The following is a 22,740-nucleotide window of genomic DNA, read 5'->3' as shown; positions in this document are numbered from 1 at the left end:
TTTCTATACTTTGCTTGGTATTAACCCCATGTTGCATGATGGATTGAGTATAAAAATCATAATTCTGTACATCCTGAACGGTTAATGACAAAATTAATTGTAACAGAAGCATCACTTACATTTCAAACAAAAAAACTGTTCGTAAAGTACGTACAGAAAAAACTGTACAAACTTTCCTTCGATATGCTCCTTCGTTCTTTAGAATGCTCAAACATTCGGAACTTTACAACCGATAGTGCTTTTTTTAAAATAGACAATGAAATATGACCATAACAAAAAGATTTATGTATATCCATAATTTTAAAAGTTTACTATCATTAGCAATTTTGCGAATTATGATTTTGAACGATCATGCTGTTGTAATATAGACAGAAGCTTTGCTTTTGAAACATTTCATTCGTATTGAAAGATTTCATATATTGCGTCAAAGCTAATCCTTTACGGGTAAGTCGTTCATACTAGGTTGTGCAAAATGCTCTAAAATTAGGAGGTTGCAAGCATGAGCTTGTACCAGTTAGGTGATGAGCAGCAGGCGTCGCTGCAAAAAATTCGCAAACGTGTCATAGAAGCTATAGGTAAAAACATGGACCTATATGGGATCACTCTGTCTGCGGGGCATTTGTACGGTTTGCTTTTTTTTGCGGATAAACCGATGACGCTGGATGAGATGGGCCGTGAAATGGAAATGAGCAAAACGAGCATGAGTACAGGAGTTCGAACGTTGTTGGATCTGAAAATGGTGAACAAGGTATGGAGCAAAGGCTCACGCAAGGACTTGTATGAAGTCGAGTATGACTGGTATCAAACCTTTACTGACTTCTTCGCTATTAAATGGAGAAAAGCAGTAGAAACAAATTTACTCGTACTGCGCAAAGCCATTGAGGAACTGGACAAATTGATGGCACAGGGTGAAGAATACGAGGAATTTAAGACCATTCTTCAGCAAGACCGTATGAAAATGAAGCAGGCCGTGGCTTATTACAAGTGGCTAGACCGATTGATTGATTCGATGGAAAGCGAAGAAATTTACAAGCTGATTCCGAAAGAAGAGGTTCAGGATTAAGCAAGATCCACTCATTCTGTCTACAAAATGCCGGAGCGCAAAAGCGCTTCCGGTATTTTTTGGTTTGGTCCTGCGCAAAGGGTATAATAGAGATATGTAAAGATTGATAGTATACCGTTATGTTGAACATACAAAATAAAGGAGGGTTCATGATGGAGAGTAATACAGTACATACTCGTCTAGGTCAATTACGTGGAGAAACGGGGAATGGATATCATGTGTGGAAAGGTATTCCATATGCGCAGCCTCCTGTTGGAAAACTTCGTTTTCACGGACCACAGCCTTTGGAGCCTTGGGAGGGTGTACGGGCTGCGACGAGTTTCGGACCCATCTGTCCGCAACCCATGCCCTCCGCTGAAAGTATGACCGGAAATCTGGTGGAACCGCCGCAGCAGTCTGAGGATTGCTTGTATCTGAACATTTGGACACCGGCTTCGAAGGCTCCTGAGAAGGGACGTCCGGTGCTGGTGTGGATTCATGGCGGTGCCTTTGTCACCGGGTCTGGGATTATACCTTTATATGACGGGGAACGCATGGCGAAGAATGGCAATGTTGTTGTAGTTACGATCAATTATCGGTTAGGACCGTTAGGATTTTTGCATTTGACTCCAAAGGGGAATGGGCTGACCTCAAATGCCGGACTGTTGGATCAAATCGCTGCGCTGGAATGGGTTCGGGATCATATTTCTGCCTTTGGCGGCAACCCGGACGAAATAACGGTGTTCGGTGAATCGGCAGGCGCGATGAGTATTGCCGCTCTATTGGCGATGCCAGCCGCTGAGGGGCTGTTCCAGCGTGCAATTTTGCAAAGTGGAGCATCGCAGGTGTTGCCAACTGCACAGGCAGAGCAAGTGGCGGCTGTGTATTTGCAGCAACTGGGTGTGGACACTCAGCATCCTGAGCGATTGTTTACGCTGCCGACAGATGCGTTGATGCTCGCTATGGCTAAAACACATGAAGTCATCGGACCAGGAATGGCGATGATTTATCAACCCGTTGTAGACGGGGTGACCTTGCCGGATCTACCCCTGTCGGCAATCGCCCAAGGTTCAGCAAAACAGGTATCTGTTATGATTGGAACGAACTTGCATGAAGGGAACTATTTTATCCGCAAAGAATCCCATCTGATGAACAAGCTAACAGCACGTCAGGCATTGGAAATGATGACAGGTATGTCCGACATTTGCGACCTGATAGAACCTTTTCCAGTTACCATTGAGGGACAGGCACAAATGTTGACCGATCTCATTTTTTGGCGTCCCGCGTTGGCTCTTGCCGCTGCACAGTCGGTGTATGCATCGGTATGGATGTACCGTTTTGATTGGACACTGCCGGGCCATCCTACCTTTGGACAAGCGGTTCACGGTGCAGAAATTGCTTTTGTTTTCGATAATCTGAAGCTGCTGGATAAGCTGGGATTAGAGATTCAACCTTCTATGGAGAAGCTTGCTCATGATATGCAGCAGGCATGGGTTGCTTTTGCACGTGATGGGGAGCCTATGCTACCTGAGAGAGCATGGCCGATGTACGACAGGCAACAGCGAGCTACAGCCATTTTTCATCAGGATATTATGGTGGAACATGATCCAGAAGGGGATAGACGCCGCCAGTTAACGGGGCAGATGAGCATATAGGTAAGTACGAGGCATCGTCTAAAGGAATCAACGAAAAAGCCTTCGCCCGTATTTTGTATACGGACGAAGGCTTTTGTTAGTAAACAGATACAGTACTGCTGAGCTTTCGTTGGTGAAAATTTCAATAATAGCTGTGGAAGCTAAATCTTAAATCGCTTAACAAGCTCTTGCAGATCCTGTGCCATGTTGGACAACTCCTGTGAGGAAGAGGCGATTTCCTCCATGGCTGCCATTTGCTCTTGAGCGGCAGCAGAGGTTGTCTGCGAACTGTCCGCCGAATTGCGGGATAGGCTTGCCAAATGGGTGACAGTGGCTGAAACTTCCTCTGTACTGGCAGAGATTTGTTCAGCAGCAGCGGACACACTTTGAATTTGTTCCACGATATGAGAAGTAGAGCGTTCGATATTCGTAAAAGCACCTTCTGCATCTTGGCTAATTCGTAATCCTTCACCAACCTGATTACGAACATTACCGTTCATCGTGGCGGTAGAGCGCTGAATCAAATCGAGCATTTGCGTAATGATCTGACTGATGGAATCGGCGCTTTCCTTGGACTGTTCCGACAGCTTGCGTACCTCTATAGCGACTACAGCAAATCCGCGCCCAGCTTCGCCTGCTCTGGAGGCTTCAATAGATGCGTTCAGGGACAACAAATTAGTTTGCTTGGCAATGGCGGCAATAGCCGCATTCATCTGCTTCGCATCGTCCGAGAGCTGGGATAGCTCATCCATTAGACTAGCTGTTTGGCTTACAGCTTCCAGAATGCGGTCCATTTGTGTCCGCACATGACTGATCATTTGACTGCCTTGAGCTACGTCCTGCTCGGTTTGTCCTGCTGAATCCACGATGGAGCTTGCCGATTCGGCAATTGTGCTGACACCCTTCGCCATTTCTTCAACGGCATTGGCGGTTTGCTCGGATGCCTCGGCGCTGGTCACTGCATTTTCCGCGGATTCCATAACTGTTTCCGCTACGTGTTGTACGGACTCCGTCGTTTGCTCTGTGCTTTCCTTGATTATCAGGGAAGAGGAAGCAAGTCGGGAGGAGGTTTGGTTGACTTCGGAGACCATTGAATGCAAGGAATGCGTCATCTGGTCAAAATTCTGTGCCAGCTCGCCGAACTCGTCTTTTCTAGACAGATTAACACGTTCGGTCAGATTTCCATCACGGACGATCCGTGTTCCTGCTTGCAGCTTTTTGAGTGGGATCAGGAATGAGCGGACCATAAGCACTATGATGATCGCAGCGGCCAGTATGGAAATAACAATTACAATCAGGCTTTGCTTCAGAATCGGTTGGGCTGCATCACTGTAATCCTCCAGATCCGATAGTGCAACAATGTTCCAGCCAGTGAGAGGGTCCTTAAGTGTAAAGGCCAGTACGTCCCGATTCATAAATTGAATTTGCGACACGGAAGGAGTATCATTTTCACCGGTTGCCGCCACTTCGGGAAGGCCCTCCATGGTGTCAGCCGGTTTTTTGCCTGTCTTGGTAAAGGCTGTTCCAGTCCCAGATACAACTTTATGATCAGAATCAACAATGATGAGTCCTCCGCGTTCACCTATCTTCACAGACTGTAGACTTTCACCCATCTTGTCCAGATTCAAAGCCAATGCAACAGCTCCTTCACCGTCCTTGAGCGTTGCCGATACATTAACCACTAAGTTCCCTGTTGTAACGCTGGCAACTGGAACACCGACGAATACCTTTCCCTTATGTAGCATTGCGTTTTTGTACCATTTTCTCTCCCTAGGATCATAATCAGCCTCTTTTTTTATAGGAGAACGGATATATTGTCCTTCCGTATTGCCAAGGAGCGCGGCATCTAACTCAGGATGAGCTTTGACGATGACGTCCAACTTTTTCTGAAGTGCTTCTTGGTTGGAACCAATGGAATCAGATTCGATCTCACTGGTAAGCACGTCTACGTCTTTTATAATCGGTGCTACATATTGATTAACATTGCTTCGGATCAGATACAGATTCGTGTTTACGGAAGCAGCCATCTGCTGACTGAGCTGTGTCGTGGCCCCCTGGTAAGAAAAGTATCCAATAAGTACGCTTGGAATCAATAACACAGCCAAAAAAGATATTATTAATTTTGTCCTCATTAAATAAAACTGCTTGAGAAACCTGTTCCACCACGGAACTGTTTGTTTTGCTTTAGTCATCGTTTTTTCTCCTCTGTGTCAGATGATCACTACATAGTTTTATTCGACATAAATCGACTAATTTTATAGATGTAATCTTTAAAAACGAGGAATAGTACACTTTTTTTTAGAAAATAGGTCTTAGGAACTAATGTTAATATGAATATGAATACATAAAAAGCCAAATCAGAGATGCAAAAGCATCTTCACGATTTGGCTTGGATGAGCATGAAAGAAGATTAAGCTATTAATTTTTCTGCTGACGAGAAATCATAAAGAGTGTAATCCAGATCAGCATAAAACCAGTCAATTGCGCTACGGTAACGATTTGCTGGAAAGCGATCCAGTTAATTACGACACCAACCATGGGGAAGCTCAATTCTGCCATCGTAGCATAAGAAGCTTTGGTTGTACTTAAGCCTTTGTAATACAGTAATAAACTGAGAAGACCCGGAAGCAATGCTTGCAGCAGCAAGTTGATCATTACAGCTGCGCCCGCCCATGTACCTGTAGGCATATTCCACGGAGCATGCTCCACCGAGGTGAGAACAATGAGCAGAGGGAGCGCCACCATGAAGCGGAGGGAGGTTACTGTCTCATATTTCATCGAACGAAGCAAGTAGCTACCCATAACGGTCGAACCGCCCCACAGAACCGCTGCACCTAGTGCGAGCAGACTACCAACGTGAACAAAATCATGAACATGCCCAAAGGGAAGCGACCAACCGAAGGTCAAAAGATACGTTCCGAACAGAGCGATGACAATTAATATTCCAAAATGACGCGGTAGCATTTCCTTCAATATAACGCGGGCCAGAATAATAGCAACCAAAGGCTGAAGCTTCTGGAGCAAAAGAACTGCATTCAGATCACCGTTGCTGAGTGCCATGGTGAAAATCACACTGGCCAGTGCCGAGCCGCCCCACGAGACGAACAAAATAGCGAAAACCTGACGAAATCGTATCGTTTTGAGCTCCTCGCGATGCTTCCACAGCATCGGCGTCAGAGCGATAAAGAGCAGCACATGCTCCATCAGTACGATTTGTGCTGAGGTAAATGACTTTAACAAAATAATACGAAACAGCGGGTCTGCACCCCACAAGGCCGCTCCGATCGCGACTAGCCAAAAACCGCTTTTCATGTGGGAGCTACGATCAAAACCTTTGGATGATAGTACAGTTGATGATTGACTCATACTTATTTAGCTCCTTGCGAATACAGGACCGGTGGCACAAAAACCCCCGTCCATGGCGAAAGCCATGCAAGACGGGGGTTGATCAAATAAACTTGCCGTTTGATACAAGTTAAATGAAGTTACTGCAAAAACTATAGCGCAGCATTCATTCACTTTGCGGCATGTTCATACTTCGATCTTCTTCCATCCGGACTTTACCGTCGGCTTTGGCATCTCACCAAATCAGTCCGTATCCTGTTGCCGGATACAGAGTCGCGGGCTTAGCTCCATGAGCCATACCGCCGGTTGGGAATCTCACCCTACCCCGAAGATCCTTATTCCGTTTTTTAATTTCTCCTATAGGATATACCTGTTTTAGAATGAAGTCCAGTGAAAAATGTGTGTATATCTAACAAGGATTTTCATCTTTTTTTGAAAGCGTTTCACTAAAATCTATATTACTAAGCAATATCCTTATACTCAATGCGCCGAATTGCCGCATAAGCTACAATCATTCCCAGCACAGAGAAGCTGATTTGCACGGGGGCAATGGAGCTAAGTGTAGCGCCGTTATTATTGGAGAAAAGCAAGGCTACAACCAGAATCGAGGTCACAATAGTCGTGGGTACTGAGTATCTTCGCATTCCCATATACAGCGGAACCAATCCCATAAAGCTGGCGGCCACGGCATTGATTAGCGTCCGCACGGATTGTTCGGCCAGTATGGAAAGAGTAAGCTTATCCGGTACAATCATGACAAACTGGTTGAGCAAATGAATCGCAGCCGTAATGATGATTTCCGATATAACAACAGACAAGAACGTAAACAGCAGCACAATCAAGAGTTTGGCGATCATCAGCTTTTGACGATGAATCGGATACATGAACAAGATTGTAATCGATTTGGACTTAAATTCTCCTACAATAAAACGGCATAGCAGAACGGAGGCAAATACAATAAATGTGGCTCTCACCATATTGTCCATGAGATCAAGAAGCTGAGCGTACTGTGTAAATTCGGGTACTCCTTCATTTTGGCTGTCCAGCGCAATAATACAGAGCAACCCCAAAATACAGGCGTTGGCGATCAGTGCTGAACGGATATAACCCGCCAGATGAAGCTTTTTCATCTCCAACTGTATTAATCTAAGCATGGGGCTCACCTCCATGTAACAGACGTAAAAAGTAGTCTTCCAGCGTACTGCTTTTCTGATGAATGGAATCGACTTCTACATCATTTAAAATGAGCGTTTTCGTAATTTGCTTCTGCGGTACACTCATATCGTAAATACGTATACTCTGTTCATTGAGTACCTTTATATTATTCAGACTCAGATGATGGGAGAGGACGTAGGCCGCTTTTTTACAATCGTTGGTCGTAAATTCGATGTATTCTGTATTGGTATCCCGTACCTGTTCCATCGAAACTTCCTCAATCAGCCGTCCGTGATTAATCACGCCTATTGTATCCGCAATCTGCTCTATTTCCGCTAAAATATGACTGGATACGAGCAGCGTCATCCCATATTCCTTGCATAACATGTGGAATAACTGCCGAATTTCCTTAATTCCCACTGGGTCCAGACCATTAATTGGTTCATCCAAAATGAGTAGCTCTGGCTTGGTCGCAATGGCTCGGGCAATCCCGAGACGCTGCTTCATTCCTAGTGAAAAGTCTTTTACTGGCTTGTCACTCGCATTCCGCAAGTTCACTAATTCTAGCGCATCCCGGACAGCCTGTTTATTATAATAGCCCATGTATTCACAATGAAGTTCGAGATTTTGCTGAGCCGTCAGTCTATCATAAAAAATTGGGTATTCAATAATCGAACCCATCCGTCCGAGCAGATGATAAGAGTTTGGCGTTAGCTTTTCACCGAACAGTTCAATCTCACCCGATGTCGGCTTGAGCAGGTTGGTAATCATTTTCATGATCGTTGTCTTGCCCGCCCCATTGGGACCGAGAAAGCCATAGGTTTCCCCCTTGCGCACATTCATACTGACCCCTGCTACAATTTCATTGCCCTTCATGGCTTTAGTCAGCTGATGTGTACGTAATATGTAAGTCATGGGTGTTCTCCCTTCGTGTGCTGTTGATAATTCAAGAATAAAGGGCGAAATGTTCATTTTTCTTTCGTAATCCTTACAAATTTATTAAGTTGAGCAGCTCGCTTAATAGTTGATCTTCTTCAAGGTAAAAGAGAAGACGGTCTGCTCATAAGGCTTGCTGGTCAATTGCATCTCTCCATTCATGCATTCAACCAGGCGCTTGGCAATCGTAAGACCCAGTCCACTGCCTTGTACCGCCTTATTACGGGAATCCTCAAGTGTGTACATGCGTTCAAAAACCTTATCCTGCTCCGGCTCCTGTATGCCTTTTCCACGATCCCACACTTCTATACGCACTGTATCCTGCTGTTCTGACAGCGTCAGGCCTAGCGTTCGACCCTCTGCCCCGTAGCGAATGGCATTTGAAATCAGATTGCTCAGCACCCGCCCAATGGCTCCTTCGTTCCCCAAGGCATGAATGGGATGCTCCGGAATGTCAATATGTACCGTAAACCCCTGAGCCGTCAGCAGATCATAAAACTCCAAAATGCTGCGTCTGCACAGTTCTCCTATCTCCAGTCGGGTCAGTGGAATATCCGTATCGTTGGCTTCCAGCTTCGCCAAACTAAAAAAACTTCTGATCAGCTCAATCGCTTCGCTTGTCTTTTGATGAATTCTGGATAGCAGCTTTATACGTTCTTCTGACGAAATATCTGGATCGCCATCCAGCATCTCGGCATATCCAAGCACAACGGTCAGCGGGGTCTTGAGGTCGTGGGAAATATTCGAAATCATTTTACGCATAGCGATTTGGCCTCGGTTGTAATCGGCTGATACTCTCAGATTTAAGTCTAGTAGTCGGTTAATTTCCGTCATGAGTCGTTGCAGTTCAACATCACCTGTGACATATAGCAGCTTTTCGGCATGATTCACGGTCACGATCCGCTCTAGGGCGGTTCGGATATCCTTTATTTTGCGCTTATGGGATACACGTTCCTGCCAAAGCCATATAATAACGACGGACATCATGAGGACGACAATCCATTCGAAAATGATTTCGATGCTCATATCAACCATTCTCCCATTTGTAGCCGATGCCCCACAGCGTCTTAATGTGGACAGGGTGGGAGGGATCTTCTTCAATTTTCTCACGCAGGCGACGAATATGGACATTAATCACATTCTCATCACCCATATAATCGTCTTTCCAAATAAATCCGTATAGTTGAGCTTTCGTAAATACCCGATTCGGGTTGGATGCAAACAGCTTCAGAATATCGGATTCTTTGGCTGTTAGCTGAATTTCATTTCCATCGCGTATGACTGTAAAATGATCAAAATCAATGCGCAAATTTCCATAGGTCAACACTTGTGCTTGCGGCTGTTCCTCCTGCTGTTGCAGACGGGCATAGGTAGTCGATCGGCGGATCGCGGACTGAATACGAGCTGTCATTTCGAGCATTGAGAAAGGTTTGGCAACATAATCGTCTGCCCCGAAGCCCAGTCCAAGCGCTTTATCCACATCGCTGTCCTTAGCCGACATAATCAGAATTGGCACGGCGCTGCGGGTACGAATTTGCCGGATTACCTCCATACCATCAACCTTCGGCATCATCAGATCCACGAGTACCAGGTCGTAAGTGTGACGTTCAAAGGCAATAAGTCCTTCTTCTCCGTCATAGGCGGTGGTTAAATTGTAGCCCTCCTTGGTGAGTGCTTTAAGCAGCATTTCAGCAATGGATAGATCGTCTTCAATAAGTAAAATATGCTGTGACATAGGTGTGGAACACCCCTAATTTTTAGATTAAGCTCGTGTGACGAACTGTACCTGAATTATATAGAGCGGTGAAGGGGATTTCCATAAAAAATATCCACTAAGAAAACGAAAATGCCCTGGATTGTCCCGAAGGAGCTACGTTCAGCAGTGTCAGGTAATTAATAATTCCCCTATCCTATACTGAAATAGTCTATAATCGGATGTTTGGTATACGGTGTTATAATATCCGGGGCATACCTGGTGTGAGAGGTTAGGTATGCCAGATTACGAGCTACGGTACAGAACCGTCAATAAAGGAGAGCAATGATGTTTGTTATACGGGGAACCCAAAAACTGCTGAAGGAATGGGAGACTGAACCACTTCAAGTTGATATTTATCCGCCTTTGAATAGTTGGCATGCCAGCTTGTTTTTACTGAACCGGAGAAAAAATATTGTGTTTATGCATGATATTTCCCGCTTAAGCGTTACGCTGTTTGGGATTAAAAAATCGCAGTACAAAAACCTGCCGTCTCTTTTTGTACAAACCTTGAAGGAATTAATGATCAGCGAAGGGTTTGATGAACAGATCGTTAAGGCATACATACAGGAAGGCGAGCAGATGCTGGCGACTACGACGAATAGACATAGTGTGATGGTAACCTTAGATGAGATTATATTTATTATGAAGGAACTGGACATGGAGCATGGGTGCGAGCTGGAAAAGAACCAGTGGAATAACCGGATTGTGTTCAAAACGGATCAATACAAGTACCCGATTAACGTTTTTAAAGAACTGCTGGAAAAGCATTATAAAGTGGAGAGTAGTTGAGAGTTTCGAATATTTGACTTCATATATAACTGCTTACATATGGATAATTTGTTGTTCCAAGCTGTCCTGATTTCTAAAGGATTTCTGCTGATTAGGACATGCCAAAAGAGTATCCTCAAAGTTCCTGCGAGCAGGGGATGCTTTTTTTATAACTCACAGGATAGTCATGCTTGCGATGAAATGAATCATAGCGCAATAAACCGTACACTTTGGTAGAATAAATGATAAAGGGTTCGACACCATGGGTCAGACTTATAAAACGGGGGGTACATAACGAAAGATGAAGAGGATTATTGATATAGCCAAAGAAGCAGGAATTGAAGAAGAGCATCTGGAGACGTATGGAAAATATAAAGCGAAGCTGAATCCATCTCTGTGGGAACAGTTAAAGGATCGCCCGAATGGAAAGCTGGTGCTGGTTACAGCGATGAATCCCACTCCGGCTGGAGAAGGAAAAACGCTGACAACCATCGGGCTGTCCCAGGCACTCAACGCGATGGGGCATAAAACCGTAGCTGCGCTGCGTGAGCCGTCTCTTGGACCTTGCTTTGGGATGAAAGGTGGAGCCACTGGGGGAGGACAGGCCCAGATTGTTCCGGCGGAAGACATTAATCTGCATTTTACAGGGGATATACATGCGATTTCGGCAGCACATAATTTGCTGGCAGCGATGATTGATAACCATTTGTTCCATGGAAATGCTTTGCGGCTGAAGCCAGACCGAATCGTGTGGAAACGGGCTGTCGATATGAATGACCGGAGCTTGCGAAGTATTGTGACTGGATTGGGGACGGGGAATGGAGCGGTAAGAGAAAGCGGCTTTCTGATTACCTCGGCATCGGAAGTCATGGCGGTGCTATGCTTAAGTGAAAATATGGACGATCTTAAAGTACGGTTGGGTCGGATGGTGATTGGATATAACGAATCCGGTGAAGCGGTAACAGCAGAGGAGCTGCACGCGGTGGAAGGAATGGCTGTGCTGCTTCGGGAAGCATTAAAGCCTAATCTAGTGCAGACGTTGGAAGGCACTCCGGTTATTGTGCATGGTGGACCTTTTGCTAATATTGCCCATGGATGTAGCAGTCTGATCGGTACAAAGCTGGCGTTGAAGCTGGGAGAGGTCGTCGTCACAGAGGCGGGATTTGGGGCTGAGCTGGGAGCGGAAAAGTTCTTTGACATCAAGTGCCGCCAGTCCGGCTTGCAGCCAGATGCGGCTGTGCTGGTTGTAACCGCCAAAGCGCTGAAATATAACGGCGGTGTAGCTAAACATGAGCTGGATGCGGAAAATTTGGAGCAATTGCAACTCGGATTAGCCAATATGAGCCGACATGTACGGAATTTGCAAAAGTTTGGTGTGCCTGTATTGGTAGCGATTAACCATTTTGTAACAGATAGCGAAGCCGAGTTGGATTTGATTTTCTCAGAATGCCGCAAGCTGGGTGTACCTGCAGAGCTTTCACAAGTATGGGCGCAGGGAAGCCAAGGGGGAGAAAAATTGGCCCAAAGCCTGCTGAACTTACTTCAGAAGGACAAAGCCCATTTTGCGCCGCTATATGATCATACGCTTGATTTACAAGCGAAAATTAGTGTCATTGCCAAGGAGATTTACGGTGCGGCAGAGGTGGCTTACACGCCTGCAGCCAAACGGGCGTTGGCTGGTATGGAGCAGCTTGGTTTTGGACAACTGCCTGTATGTATGGCCAAAACGCCGTATTCTTTCTCAGATCAACCTTCCTTGCTAGGTGCGCCGGAGGGGTTCACCATTCACGTGTCCAGCGTATCATTGTCCGCAGGCGCAGGCTTTGTAGTCGTGGAAACAGGTAATACCATGACGATGCCAGGATTGCCCAAATCTCCAGCAGCTGAGCATATGTCGCTGGAGGCAGATGGGACTATTCAAGGACTCATGTAGCTTTTGAAAAATAGCAGCATTTCAGCATCAATGAACGAGCAGTTTGGGCAGTGCAGTGAGCAGCTTTTGCCGAGTCATGGCATCGCTCCAGTTCCAGCGGTCTGCTTCTACGAAATATACCTGGCCTTGACGCACAGCAGGGAGGCTATGCCAGAGAGGGCTGTTGAGCATGCATTCCAGCGTATGCTTGGAGTCTGGTGCCGTAGGGACGAGCATAAATATGCGATCGCCAGCGTAATCAGGCAATTCGTTTGGATTAATTTCTGCGAAGCCCAGTCCCTCATCAAGCATCTTTTGGATTGGCTCGACAGGCTGGAAGCCGTGCGGGTGGTAGAGGGCCGATGAGAATCCGGACATGCCCATGACAAAGAGCCGATCGCCATGGTCGAAGATAAAAACAGAGGCGGTTTCTCCGGCTGTGATATGCGTGCTGAGCTGCTGCCACATCGCCAGATTACGAGCGGTGAAGGTCGCTAACCAGCGTTCGGCCTCTTGTTCCTTATCGAGCCATGCGCCAAGTGTACGCAGTCGTTCCTCCAGGGCGGCAAAGGTGTTGAAGGTGAGGGTGGGCGCGATGCTTGCAATACGCTCATATTCCTGTTCATCCGAGTTAGCGATGATAATCAGATCAGGATCAAGAGCGCTGGTCAAGCGGGTATCCAGCGGAAGTCCCACGTCAGTTACGTTCTCAAGACGATGCTTATAGACGCTGTATTCACTGAGCCGCAGGCTTCCGCCTATGGCTGTGGCTCCTAACGCGAGCAAATCGCCCATCGTTTCTCCGTGATAGATGATGCGGCTCGCTCGACGAGGGATATGAATATGGTGGCCAGTCCAATCCTTAACGCACACAGAACCGGGAGCGGAAAGCGCATATTTACCCGGCGGAACCCCGGTCATTTGCCTAAAACGCCGATTAAAATAATATTCGTCAGAGAAACCCACCTGACGGGCAATTTCACGTAAAGGCCGTTTGCATTCCAGCAGCAGCCGCTTGGCATGGTTCAAGCGCAGCTCAGTGAGGTAATGCAACGGCTTTTTGCCCGTTATTTTGCGAAACAGCTGGGAGTATTGCCATATGGAAACGTTGGCCTGTTCGGCAAGCTGCTTGACGGTAATAGGCTTTTCGTAGTGGTTTTCCATATATGCAAGGGTGCTTTCCACCGATGCAGGCAATGTCGGATTAAAGCCCTCGTTATGCTTAATAGGGACGTGGGCTTCCTGCCACAGTAAGAGCAGCTCTTGAAACATGATTTGCTGACGCAATGCAGTGGTTTGTCTATGCGGCTGTATTGTTTGTTGGGTGCTATAAAATAACTCTTCGGCCAACTGAATAGGCTTGAAGGAAGAGGAAACGATGTATTCACGCGGTTCTGGCAGGACAGATCCGTGATATATGGATGGCATGCCCGTTGCGTTTTCAACCAAGGTCGCGTCCGATTGTGGCTCCAACGGCATGGTAATGACCTTGAACGTGATTTTGTAGTATTCAGGAACAGTTCCATCCAAGGGAGCGATGCGATAGGATTCGCCAGGAGTTAACCAATACCCATGACCTGAATGGAATACATATTGTTCTTGACCCACATCCACCCTACCAGCCCCGCCGATGAACATAAGCAGACAGTGATCGGAATTTGATTGAGATATTAGTCCAACGGTAGGCTCACTAACCAACACAATTCCTTTAAAATGAAAAAGCAGTGTGTTGGGTGGAGGTGAATTTACAGACGACGAAGGCTGATTCACGGTGTAAAGCTCCTTTTACTGAGAATGGTTATCATATATGCATAAGTATACCTCCTTTAGGTTCAACAAAAAAGAAGCCTATCAACAAGGACGATAGGCTTCTCCAATCTTATTTTATGAGCTTGGGCAATTCCTCCAGCAACCATTCCCGAGTAGATGCATCACTTTCGGTTTTGCCAATGTCCTGCATGTACACATGTCCCTGCTTGACAGCAGGGAGCTGAAGCCACAGCTTGCTTTTCATTAATTGTTCGGTGGATTGCTGGGCTTCTGAACTTGGAGTGCTTAGTATGAAAATCCGATCTCCAGCGTATTGTCCGATTACTTCCTGTGATAATTGCACGAATCCTTTGTCCTCATCCAGCGCTTTCTGAATAAGAGGAGTAGGCTTGAGACCATTCTCTTCATATAGTATCTGTGACAGGCCTGTCCGTGCCATGACGAACAAACGGTCACCGGGATAGTAGGTAAAGACCGAAGCTGTTTCACCCGACTTAACACCTTGCGCATGAAGTTTGGTCCACATCTCTGCTTCCTTGATTTTATATTGGGCAAGCCAGTCCTCAGCAGCCTTTTTCTTGTTCACAATGTCTCCGAGATGTAGCAAACGATCGTTCAGTGGAGCGAAGGTATCGAACATAATTGTAGGTGCAATTTTCGTTAACGCTGCGTATTGTTTTTCATCCGTATCGGCGGTGATGATTAGGTCTGGTTGTAGAGCCAATGTTTTTTCTAAATCAATGGGAAATCCTAGGTCCGATACATTCTGAACTTTTTTCTCATATATCTTTCCCTCGATCATAGAAGTCGATGTACCAACAGCCTGTACGCCTAAAACCAATAGATCCCCATAGTTTTCTCCGAAGTAAGCAATGCGCCCAGGAGTCGTGGGAATGTTTACTGTATGACCCTTGTAGTCTGTGTAGGCACGAGTTGTGGCAGCTTCCGAGGTTGTAGATGCTGTTGTGTTGCTGCTTGCAGTCTGCTTATCAGATGCGCCGCATCCTAGTAGCAATGCCCCCATAAGAGAGAATAGACAGATCAGAGCAGTGTATTGCCGAGTAGATTTTTTGTTGGTCATAGCAGCCTCCGTATAATATAATAGTTCATAAATTTGCAAATGAGAATTATTATCACAAAAGCAATGATAAGTGCTGGAACCTCAATACTCAATGGACAAACTTGGTCAATGAATCCGATTTTGTACAAAATAAGTCTCATGTGTTTTAAGCTCATACAGGCTTCAACATTTTATTGATTTGTCATTTTTTATAATATAGAATAACGTTTTTATACATTTGAAAGGGGTTTTGAAATGGCATTGTTTATTACATATGTTTTACTAGGTTTCTCCATAGCATTACCTGTAGGTACCATTACGGTTGAAATGACGAAGCAAGGGCTAAAGAATGGATTTATGCATGGATGGATTGTGGGGCTCGGGGGGATGACCATCGATTTGTTATTAATCATTGGTTTATATTTTGGTCTGGCCTCTGTTCTGTCCTTACCTGTTGTACAGGTGATCATGTGGCTCGTTGGAGCCATATTTCTGTGCTACGTGGGGTACGACAGCATTAAAAATGCGGATCATGATATTGCACTAGAAGGAGAGAAAAAGACGAAATCATTATTTTCTTCCTATAAAAATGGGCTGCTTGTAGCTGTTTCACCAGGGAATTTAGTGTTCTGGGTAAGTGTTTTTGGGACTGTGCTGGCAAGTTCATTTGATCGGTCAAATACAAGTCAATTTTTGATTGTTGGTTTAGGTATTTTGTTTGGTATTCTTATCCATGATTTAGGCTTGATGACCCTCGTAGCGACAACACGAAAAGCCATGAACAGAACCGCCATCAAGTGGGTTACAATCTGTGCCGGTGTGGTTTTGGTTGGTTTTTCGGTTTATTTCCTGTATGAATTTATGATCAGTCTTCAAAAGATTTTATAGCATTACACAAGGATACGCTCAAGCTTGTCATGCCAGTCTGCATAAATCGAACAAGTCCTTCATAGACATGTACTAATTCATTTAAAACATGTGCTGAAGGGGTTGATGACATGCGCCGGATTTCATGGATGCTTGCCATGGTCATGTGTGTAACGTTGCTGCTGGCCGGGTGCGGCAAGAAGAGCGCAGACGATGTGGTTAAAGATTTGAGTGACGTGGTGAGCGACCTGAACAGCTACCACGGTACAGCTTTGATGACGCTGCATACCGGCGACACGCCGCAGGAATACAAGGTGGATATTTCCTATCGCAAGCCGTCCTATTACCGAATTGCCATGACGAACGAGAAAAAGGATGTTACGCAAATCGTGCTTCGTAATGATGAGGGTGTATTTGTACTGACCCCCAGCCTGAACAAGAGTTTCCGTTTCAAAAGCGACTGGCCAAACAATCAGGGTCAGGTATATTTATATGAAACGCTGGTTCGCAGCATTATCGGTGATGCCTCCCGTCAGTTGGCTACCGACGATAAATCGTATGTGTTTGATGTGGCCGCGAACTACAACAGCCATGCGCTGGTAAGGCAAAAGATTTGGCTATCCAAAAACAACTATGCCCCTACTCAGGTACAAGTATCTGATGCGAATGCCAAGGTGGTTGTCGATCTGAAATTCGATCAATTTGCTTTTGATACGAAGTTTGACAAGGATTCCTTTGATATGGAGCGAAATATGGCTTCCGGAAAAACGAATGCAGGTAACGAGGGATCGCCATCTTCAGGGGCAGTGGATTCCAGCGGTCCGCTTGATACGACCGGTACGTTAGAAGGGACGACTGGCGTGACGTCCAGTGAAGCCGGACAAGAGCAGGGAACCGTAGGGGGCGATGTCCAGCAACCGTCTGGTGAAGCGAAGAGCGACGGAGCTGTCACTGGCGATACGTCCAAGCCGCAAGCAGCAGCTAACGCAGAGGAGCAGCAACAGACACCGGGCACAGCGGATGCTGCAACTGGAACGTCAGCGGGAACGGATGCCGCAGAAGCTGTGTTGGGTGAGTTCGGCTTGATTGAACCGTCCTACACGCCAGCCGGAGTACAAATCAAGGATACGCCGGAGCTGGAGGATAATGGTACACATGCAGTGATGCTGCGGTATAGCGGAACGTATAACTATACCATTGTAGAGGCGCGTCCAAAAGATCGGGCGGTCGCATTGACGGCAGGCGAACTGGTTGATATTGGAGGAAGCTTTGCCGTGCTGACAGGAAGTGAACAGCAGACGATGACCTGGATGAATGATGGAATAGAGTTCAGAATCACTAGTGCTGACCTGCCTGTGAGCGAAATGATACAAATTGCCGCTTCTATACAGGAACAATCGGGTAAATAAAATTTTATAGACGGATGCAGACGGTCTAGAGTGTAAAATGCTCTGCTACCGCCCGTATCCGTCTTTTGTTCATTCGCAGTCTAAGATGTGCATCGCTTGTATATCTTGTTCTATTGTAAAGATGGTAGAGGAGGCTGGCAGAGCCCCCTGCCATTGACAGCCACGTCTCTGAACATTACCATTAACCTTTGGAAGCAAGGATTTTGCTATATCCAAAATGGTAAAAGGTTACGTTACAGGCTAACAATTGAAGAAGGTGACTGGATTTTGCAAGCACAATACAGATCGACCCGGGCCGAAATCAACCTGGATCACCTTGGCGCCAACTATGAGGCCTTTCGCAAGGCATTGCCTGCGGATAAGCTGATGCTGGTCTGTGTCAAGGCTAATGCCTACGGTCACGGTGCCGTAGAAATTTCAAAGGAAATGGAACGCCTTGGTGCGGATTATTTGAGCGTCGCTTTTCTGGATGAGGCTCTGGAGCTTCGTCATGCGGGGGTTGGACTGCCGATCCTTGTACTCGGCTATACCTCACCTGAAGCTGTCCAAACAGCTTGGGAGCATGATATCTCATTGACTGTGTTTAGTGAGGAAGTGCTGGAGGGTATCCGCAGATTGGACCGCCAAGGAAGCGAACGCAAGCTGAAGGTGCACATCAAAATAGACAGCGGTATGGGAAGACTCGGTTTGCTGCCTGGAGAAACGGCTTTGGCTTTTGTCCGGCAGGTTCACGAATTAGAGCAGGTGCTGCTGGAAGGCATGTACACCCATTTTGCCCGTGCGGATGAAGAAGATAAAAGCTATACACTGCTACAATATGATCGGTTTCGGGGCGTGGCGGATGCGCTAAGGGAACAAGGTATTTCTATTCCCATTATACATACGGGCAACAGCGCGGCCACCATTGATACCCCTTCCCTTTCCCCCAATATGGTGCGGATTGGCATCAGTATATACGGTCTGTATCCGTCTGATGAGGTTAACCGGCAAGTCATTGAACTGTTGCCTGTATTGTCATTAAAGACGGCGGTGGTTTATACCAAGACGCTTCCTCCCGGCTGGGGGGTTAGCTACGGCACCCGGTATGTGACCTCTGATGAAGAGCGGATCGGCACACTGCCAATTGGTTATGCGGATGGATACTCCCGCATGCTAAGTGGGAAGGTCGAAGTGTTGATACGCGGTCGTCGCGTCCCTGTACTCGGTACGATCTGCATGGACCAGTGTATGGTATCCTTACAATCTTTCGCAGAGGATGCGGAAGAAATCCAAACCGGCGAAGAGGTTGTTCTCATCGGCCAGCAGTCCGGCGAAATCATTGCGGCGGATGAGCTGGCATCCAAGCTTGGTACAATCCACTACGAGGTGATCTGCATGATCGCAGACAGGGTACCGCGTGTTTACATGCGAGATCATGTTCCTGTCGTTCGGGTGAACTCGCTTCTTCCAACCCGCTGGAATTAATTTCATAACGCAAATTACCGGATAAAAGCAGGAGTTTTCGTAGAACGTCCCGAAATATGTACAAAGGAAAGAAAAGAGCGCTATAACTGTCAAAAGACGCACTAGGCTCCGCTGACACTTGTATTTCGGGGATCAAACGCCTGTACGAAAACGAACTGCGTAGTTTATAATGGAATGCAGCATAGATGATATACGCATATCATATACATTCTCTTATATTCCGTTTGAATAAATTACCGGGAATAACGTTATAATGGTACAATGGCGACAAGGTTTTGGGGGTGGAAGAGAAGTTGGCCAATTTGCAGAACACCAAAAGAATAATGATCAGTTTGCCAGATCATCTCTTGCAGGAAGTGGACGGGATCGTAGCTATGGAGAATTCCAACCGCAGTGAATTTATCAGGCAGGCAATGAAGCTTTATGTAGGTGAACGTAAAAAACGTTACATTCGTGAAGCTATGCAGCGTGGATACATGGAAATGGCTAAAATTAACCTGACCATGGCATCTGAAGCCTTTCACGCGGAGGAAGATGCAAACAGCACCTTGGGCCGTACAGTTAGCGGGGTGTAATCCATATTGATCGTAAAGCGCGGCGACGTTTTTTTTGCAGACCTTTCACCCGTAGTCGGTTCCGAGCAAGGTGGCGTCAGACCTGTGCTGATCATTCAAAATGATATCGGCAACCGGTTTAGCCCTACCGTGATCGTAGCAGCCATCACAGCACAGATTCAGAAGGCAAAGCTGCCTACACACGTGGAAATCGACGCGGCGACGCATGGCTTTGATCGTGATTCTGTTGTTCTTCTGGAGCAAATCCGGACGATCGACAAGCAAAGGCTTACCGACAAAATCACCCATTTGGATGAAGAAACCATGCGCAAAGTGAGCGATTCGCTACAGATCAGTCTCGGTTTGATTGATTTTTAGTATGATGGAACGACGAGTGAAACGGGAAAGGACAGCGCTCTAGCGCTGTCCTTTTGCATGTCCGAAGAAAAATACAGGTAAGGCTTGCTTTTACGTCACCTGCTGGCGCTTTGAATCATTTTTTGTGATAATAAAAGACATGATGTATGACAAGAGCTGTGAGGAAGAAGGGATAGGTTTGTCTAACGAGGAAATGAAGACGGAAATTGGGCAGGAGCCGAACGAAGCAGAACGCCAAGAACGGATTGTCAAACAAGTGGCGAGAGAGCTGTCGCTGGCACTCAAGCAAATCCGGACAACGATCAGTTTATTGGATGAAGGAAATACAATTCCTTTTATCGCGCGTTATCGTAAGGAAATGACAGGAGAGCTGGATGAAAATCAGCTGCGTGAAATTGAAGATCGTGTGCTGTATTTACGTAATCTGGAGGATCGTAAGGTAGAGGTCATCCGCATTATTGATGAACAGGGCAAGCTGACTGAAGAGCTGCAGGCTGCTATCACCTCTGCGGTTAAACTTCAAGAAGTGGAGGATCTGTATCGTCCATATCGGCAAAAGCGCAAGACTCGCGCCAGTGTGGCAAAGGAACGGGGGTTGGAGCCGCTATCCATCTGGATTTGGGGTCAGCCGAAGCAGGGTGATGCTTTGAAAGAAGCTGAATCCTATGTGAATGCTGAACTGGGAGTCGAAACCCCTGAGGCAGCCATCCAAGGAGCCATGGATATTTTGGCCGAAAATATAGCTGATGATGCGGCTATTCGCCAATGGGTGCGTCGATACACGCTGGATCATGGGATGCTGACCTCTGAAGCGAAGGATACCGAGCAAGAGTCTGTGTATGAGAATTACTATAGCTATCGTGAGCTGGCTAAAAAAATGCCGCCTCACCGTATTCTGGCGATTAATCGCGGGGAGCGGGAAGGCATTCTTAAGGTTGGTCTGGAGGTAGCACCAGATTCCATCTACAATTATGTGGCTGGCCAAGTGATTAAAGGATCGTCTGTGGTGGAAGACCTGCTACGCAGTGTCATTGAGGATGCGTATAAAAGACTTATCGCGCCATCTATCGAACGTGAAGTGCGCGCTGAAATGACAGAGAAGGGTGAACAGCAGGCCATCTCTATTTTTGCAGGCAATTTGCGCAGCCTGTTGCTACAGGCTCCGATCAAGGGGCGTCGTGTGCTTGGAGTCGATCCGGCCTATCGGACAGGCTGCAAGCTGGCAGTTGTCGATGACACAGGCAAGCTGCTGGAAGTGGCTGTGACATATCCAACACCGCCGAACAACAAGAAACGTGAGGCTGCCGAAACGTTCAAGCAGCTGATTGCCAAATACGACATCGAGTTGATTGTCATTGGTAACGGAACCGCATCACGCGAGACAGAGCAATTCGTAGCCGAAGTTATCGCGGATATTGGTGACAACAGCCTCGCGTATCTGATCGTCAATGAGGCAGGTGCGAGCGTATACTCTGCCTCCAAGCTGGCACAGGAAGAATTTCCTGATTTGGACGTAGCTGAGCGCAGTGCGGCGTCCATCGCGCGTCGTGTGCAGGACCCGCTGGCTGAGCTGGTCAAGATTGAGCCGAAGGCCATTGGTGTAGGTCAATACCAGCATGATGTGTCGCAGAAACATCTGGATGAGAGCTTGAAGGACGTTGTGGAATCGGCTGTTAACCACGTCGGTGTGGATGTGAACACGGCTTCCTCGGCGCTGTTGTCCTACGTAGCAGGGATCAACGCTACTATTGCTAAAAACATCGTTAAGTATCGTGAGGAAAACGGTAAATTCAGCAACCGTCGTCAGTTGCAGAAGGTGCCGCGACTTGGCGCAAAAACCTACGAGCAATCCGTTGGCTTTATCCGTATACCGGGTGGAGAAAATCCACTGGATCGCACACCGATTCACCCTGAATCGTATGCTGTCGTAGACCGTCTGTTGGCGGAGCTAGGTATCAGTGCCCATGATCTGGGTTCGAAAGTTGCAACAGAAGCGCTGAATGTGTCTAATATTGATCAGCTGGCTGCGAAGCTGGAAGTTGGTGTACCAACATTGCGGGATATTTTGGACAGCCTCCAGCGACCAGGTCGTGACCCGCGCGACGAGCTGCCATTGCCTGTATTCCGCAAGGATGTGTTGAAGATCGAGGATCTGGCACCGGGTATGGAACTTCAGGGAACGGTCCGCAATGTCATTGATTTCGGTGCATTTGTGGATATCGGTATTAAAAGTGACGGGTTGGTTCATATTTCACAGCTGCGCAGTGGTTTTGTTAAGCATCCGATGGATGTTGTATCTGTTGGTGATAACGTAACCGTGTGGGTGTTGAATGTTGATTTGAAAAAAGGCAGGGTAGGTCTGACTATGAAACCTCCCGCAGATGCGCAGTCACAGGCATAGTGCTTTAAATAAACCTGTATAACCTTTTGTGAGAGTAAAAAAAGCCGGAATCTCCGAATCATATTGGAGACTCCGGTTTTTCATTTCTGGAACTTTTCTGCTTCTACCCGTTGTTGGCGTCAAATTCTATACCAGGTGCTTTATGATAAAAAAACCAACAATCGTTCAACAGTTTAATTTGGCGTCGGTCCTTCTTGTAAAAGGCCCGCATGAGCTGGTTGCTGAGCCATTGAGGCAAGCCGATCTCCTCCTCTGCGTTACATCTGTATGTTTAGCATATGGGGTGGAT

At 46.7% G+C, this 22,740-nt stretch carries 19 protein-coding genes and 1 riboswitch; of the genes, 10 read left to right on the top strand and 9 right to left on the bottom strand.

The genetic code is table 11. From position 1 onward, the window contains the following. The first annotated feature begins 499 nt into the window (after window positions 1-499). The gene (locus ACXHJ1_RS00380; RefSeq protein ID WP_045244057.1) at window positions 500-1,063 is read left to right on the top strand and encodes a GbsR/MarR family transcriptional regulator; all 564 of its coding nucleotides are present in this window, start codon (window positions 500-502) and stop codon (window positions 1,061-1,063) included. A 152-nt stretch (window positions 1,064-1,215) separates the two neighbouring features. Continuing rightward, entirely contained in the window at window positions 1,216-2,697 is a 1,482-nt protein-coding gene (locus ACXHJ1_RS00375) for a carboxylesterase/lipase family protein (RefSeq protein ID WP_457906147.1), read from the top strand. A gap of 140 nt (window positions 2,698-2,837) precedes the next feature. On the opposite strand, the gene ACXHJ1_RS00370 is transcribed toward ACXHJ1_RS00375, so the two are convergent. The 6 genes from ACXHJ1_RS00370 to ACXHJ1_RS00345 all read right to left on the bottom strand — a co-directional run bounded on the left by ACXHJ1_RS00370 (window position 2,838) and on the right by ACXHJ1_RS00345 (window position 9,847). Further along, window positions 2,838-4,868: a methyl-accepting chemotaxis protein gene (locus ACXHJ1_RS00370; protein ID WP_250249000.1), complete on the bottom strand. Its 2,031-nt coding sequence runs from the start codon at window positions 4,866-4,868 to the stop codon at window positions 2,838-2,840. Window positions 4,869-5,094: 226 nt separating this feature from the next. Further along, a complete protein-coding gene (locus ACXHJ1_RS00365) occupies window positions 5,095-6,042 on the bottom strand; it encodes a DMT family transporter (protein WP_457905390.1) in 948 nt (315 codons plus the stop codon). A 171-nt stretch (window positions 6,043-6,213) separates the two neighbouring features. After that, window positions 6,214-6,358: riboswitch (FMN riboswitch) on the bottom strand. A 124-nt stretch (window positions 6,359-6,482) separates the two neighbouring features. Beyond that, on the bottom strand, window positions 6,483-7,175 hold the full coding sequence (locus ACXHJ1_RS00360; RefSeq protein ID WP_250249001.1) for an ABC transporter permease: 693 nt from the start codon (window positions 7,173-7,175) through the stop codon (window positions 6,483-6,485). After that, window positions 7,168-8,091, bottom strand: coding sequence for an ABC transporter ATP-binding protein (locus ACXHJ1_RS00355; RefSeq protein WP_016821174.1), 924 nt, complete (start codon window positions 8,089-8,091; stop codon window positions 7,168-7,170). The genes ACXHJ1_RS00360 and ACXHJ1_RS00355 overlap by 8 nt, the downstream gene beginning before the upstream one ends. A gap of 102 nt (window positions 8,092-8,193) precedes the next feature. Beyond that, window positions 8,194-9,138, bottom strand: coding sequence for a sensor histidine kinase (locus ACXHJ1_RS00350; protein WP_457905389.1), 945 nt, complete (start codon window positions 9,136-9,138; stop codon window positions 8,194-8,196). Window position 9,139: 1 nt separating this feature from the next. Continuing rightward, window positions 9,140-9,847 carry a response regulator transcription factor gene (locus ACXHJ1_RS00345; protein ID WP_090887988.1) on the bottom strand — a complete coding sequence of 236 codons (708 nt, stop codon included), beginning with the start codon at window positions 9,845-9,847 and terminating at the stop codon, window positions 9,140-9,142. A gap of 306 nt (window positions 9,848-10,153) precedes the next feature. Here ACXHJ1_RS00345 and ACXHJ1_RS00340 point away from each other — a divergent pair, with 306 nt between their 5' ends. Next, window positions 10,154-10,657, top strand: coding sequence for a DUF6933 domain-containing protein (locus ACXHJ1_RS00340; RefSeq protein WP_025364299.1), 504 nt, complete (start codon window positions 10,154-10,156; stop codon window positions 10,655-10,657). A gap of 280 nt (window positions 10,658-10,937) precedes the next feature. Continuing rightward, entirely contained in the window at window positions 10,938-12,569 is a 1,632-nt protein-coding gene (locus tag ACXHJ1_RS00335) for a formate--tetrahydrofolate ligase (RefSeq protein ID WP_457905388.1), read from the top strand. Between the two features lie 27 nt (window positions 12,570-12,596). Here the strand turns inward: ACXHJ1_RS00335 and ACXHJ1_RS00330 are convergent, their stop codons facing one another. Beyond that, window positions 12,597-14,318 (bottom strand): ABC transporter substrate-binding protein, encoded by a 1,722-nt coding sequence (locus tag ACXHJ1_RS00330; RefSeq protein ID WP_457905387.1) that lies wholly within the window; start codon window positions 14,316-14,318, stop codon window positions 12,597-12,599. A 109-nt stretch (window positions 14,319-14,427) separates the two neighbouring features. Continuing rightward, complete coding sequence (locus ACXHJ1_RS00325) at window positions 14,428-15,399, bottom strand: ABC transporter substrate-binding protein (RefSeq protein WP_016821168.1); 972 nt, start codon at window positions 15,397-15,399, stop codon at window positions 14,428-14,430. Window positions 15,400-15,633: 234 nt separating this feature from the next. Here ACXHJ1_RS00325 and ACXHJ1_RS00320 point away from each other — a divergent pair, with 234 nt between their 5' ends. From ACXHJ1_RS00320 to ACXHJ1_RS00295, 6 genes are all read left to right on the top strand, one after another. Further along, complete coding sequence (locus ACXHJ1_RS00320) at window positions 15,634-16,266, top strand: LysE family translocator (RefSeq protein WP_045244041.1); 633 nt, start codon at window positions 15,634-15,636, stop codon at window positions 16,264-16,266. A gap of 110 nt (window positions 16,267-16,376) precedes the next feature. Beyond that, window positions 16,377-17,654, top strand: a complete 1,278-nt coding sequence (locus ACXHJ1_RS00315; protein WP_017426524.1) for an outer membrane lipoprotein-sorting protein — start codon at window positions 16,377-16,379, stop codon at window positions 17,652-17,654. A 267-nt stretch (window positions 17,655-17,921) separates the two neighbouring features. After that, window positions 17,922-19,118, top strand: a complete 1,197-nt coding sequence (gene alr, locus ACXHJ1_RS00310; RefSeq protein ID WP_457905386.1) for an alanine racemase — start codon at window positions 17,922-17,924, stop codon at window positions 19,116-19,118. 293 nt (window positions 19,119-19,411) lie between these two features. Next, entirely contained in the window at window positions 19,412-19,693 is a 282-nt protein-coding gene (locus ACXHJ1_RS00305) for a CopG family ribbon-helix-helix protein (RefSeq protein WP_007429334.1), read from the top strand. 6 nt (window positions 19,694-19,699) lie between these two features. Then, window positions 19,700-20,050, top strand: a complete 351-nt coding sequence (locus tag ACXHJ1_RS00300) for a type II toxin-antitoxin system PemK/MazF family toxin (protein WP_007429335.1) — start codon at window positions 19,700-19,702, stop codon at window positions 20,048-20,050. Between the two features lie 178 nt (window positions 20,051-20,228). Next, on the top strand, window positions 20,229-22,451 hold the full coding sequence (locus tag ACXHJ1_RS00295) for a Tex family protein (RefSeq protein WP_031463110.1): 2,223 nt from the start codon (window positions 20,229-20,231) through the stop codon (window positions 22,449-22,451). A gap of 103 nt (window positions 22,452-22,554) precedes the next feature. Here the strand turns inward: ACXHJ1_RS00295 and cmpA are convergent, their stop codons facing one another. After that, window positions 22,555-22,689, bottom strand: coding sequence for a cortex morphogenetic protein CmpA (gene cmpA, locus ACXHJ1_RS00290; RefSeq protein ID WP_016821163.1), 135 nt, complete (start codon window positions 22,687-22,689; stop codon window positions 22,555-22,557). Window positions 22,690-22,740 lie beyond the last annotated feature (51 nt).

Source organism: Paenibacillus sp. ALE2 (genome assembly GCF_054113385.1).
This window is presented reverse-complemented; position numbering and strand designations above follow the sequence as displayed.

What these genes read in the sequence shown, in the direction of transcription:
- ACXHJ1_RS00380 (WP_045244057.1), top strand. Translation starts at nt 500, where the DNA reads ATGAGCTTGTACCAGTTAGGTGATGAGCAGCAGGCGTCGCTGCAAAAA.
- ACXHJ1_RS00375 (WP_457906147.1), top strand. Translation starts at nt 1,216, where the DNA reads ATGGAGAGTAATACAGTACATACTCGTCTAGGTCAATTACGTGGAGAA.
- ACXHJ1_RS00370 (WP_250249000.1), bottom strand. Translation starts at nt 4,868, where the DNA reads ATGACTAAAGCAAAACAAACAGTTCCGTGGTGGAACAGGTTTCTCAAG.
- ACXHJ1_RS00365 (WP_457905390.1), bottom strand. Translation starts at nt 6,042, where the DNA reads ATGAGTCAATCATCAACTGTACTATCATCCAAAGGTTTTGATCGTAGC.
- ACXHJ1_RS00360 (WP_250249001.1), bottom strand. Translation starts at nt 7,175, where the DNA reads ATGCTTAGATTAATACAGTTGGAGATGAAAAAGCTTCATCTGGCGGGT.
- ACXHJ1_RS00355 (WP_016821174.1), bottom strand. Translation starts at nt 8,091, where the DNA reads ATGACTTACATATTACGTACACATCAGCTGACTAAAGCCATGAAGGGC.
- ACXHJ1_RS00350 (WP_457905389.1), bottom strand. Translation starts at nt 9,138, where the DNA reads ATGAGCATCGAAATCATTTTCGAATGGATTGTCGTCCTCATGATGTCC.
- ACXHJ1_RS00345 (WP_090887988.1), bottom strand. Translation starts at nt 9,847, where the DNA reads ATGTCACAGCATATTTTACTTATTGAAGACGATCTATCCATTGCTGAA.
- ACXHJ1_RS00340 (WP_025364299.1), top strand. Translation starts at nt 10,154, where the DNA reads ATGTTTGTTATACGGGGAACCCAAAAACTGCTGAAGGAATGGGAGACT.
- ACXHJ1_RS00335 (WP_457905388.1), top strand. Translation starts at nt 10,938, where the DNA reads ATGAAGAGGATTATTGATATAGCCAAAGAAGCAGGAATTGAAGAAGAG.
- ACXHJ1_RS00325 (WP_016821168.1), bottom strand. Translation starts at nt 15,399, where the DNA reads ATGACCAACAAAAAATCTACTCGGCAATACACTGCTCTGATCTGTCTA.
- ACXHJ1_RS00320 (WP_045244041.1), top strand. Translation starts at nt 15,634, where the DNA reads ATGGCATTGTTTATTACATATGTTTTACTAGGTTTCTCCATAGCATTA.
- ACXHJ1_RS00315 (WP_017426524.1), top strand. Translation starts at nt 16,377, where the DNA reads ATGCGCCGGATTTCATGGATGCTTGCCATGGTCATGTGTGTAACGTTG.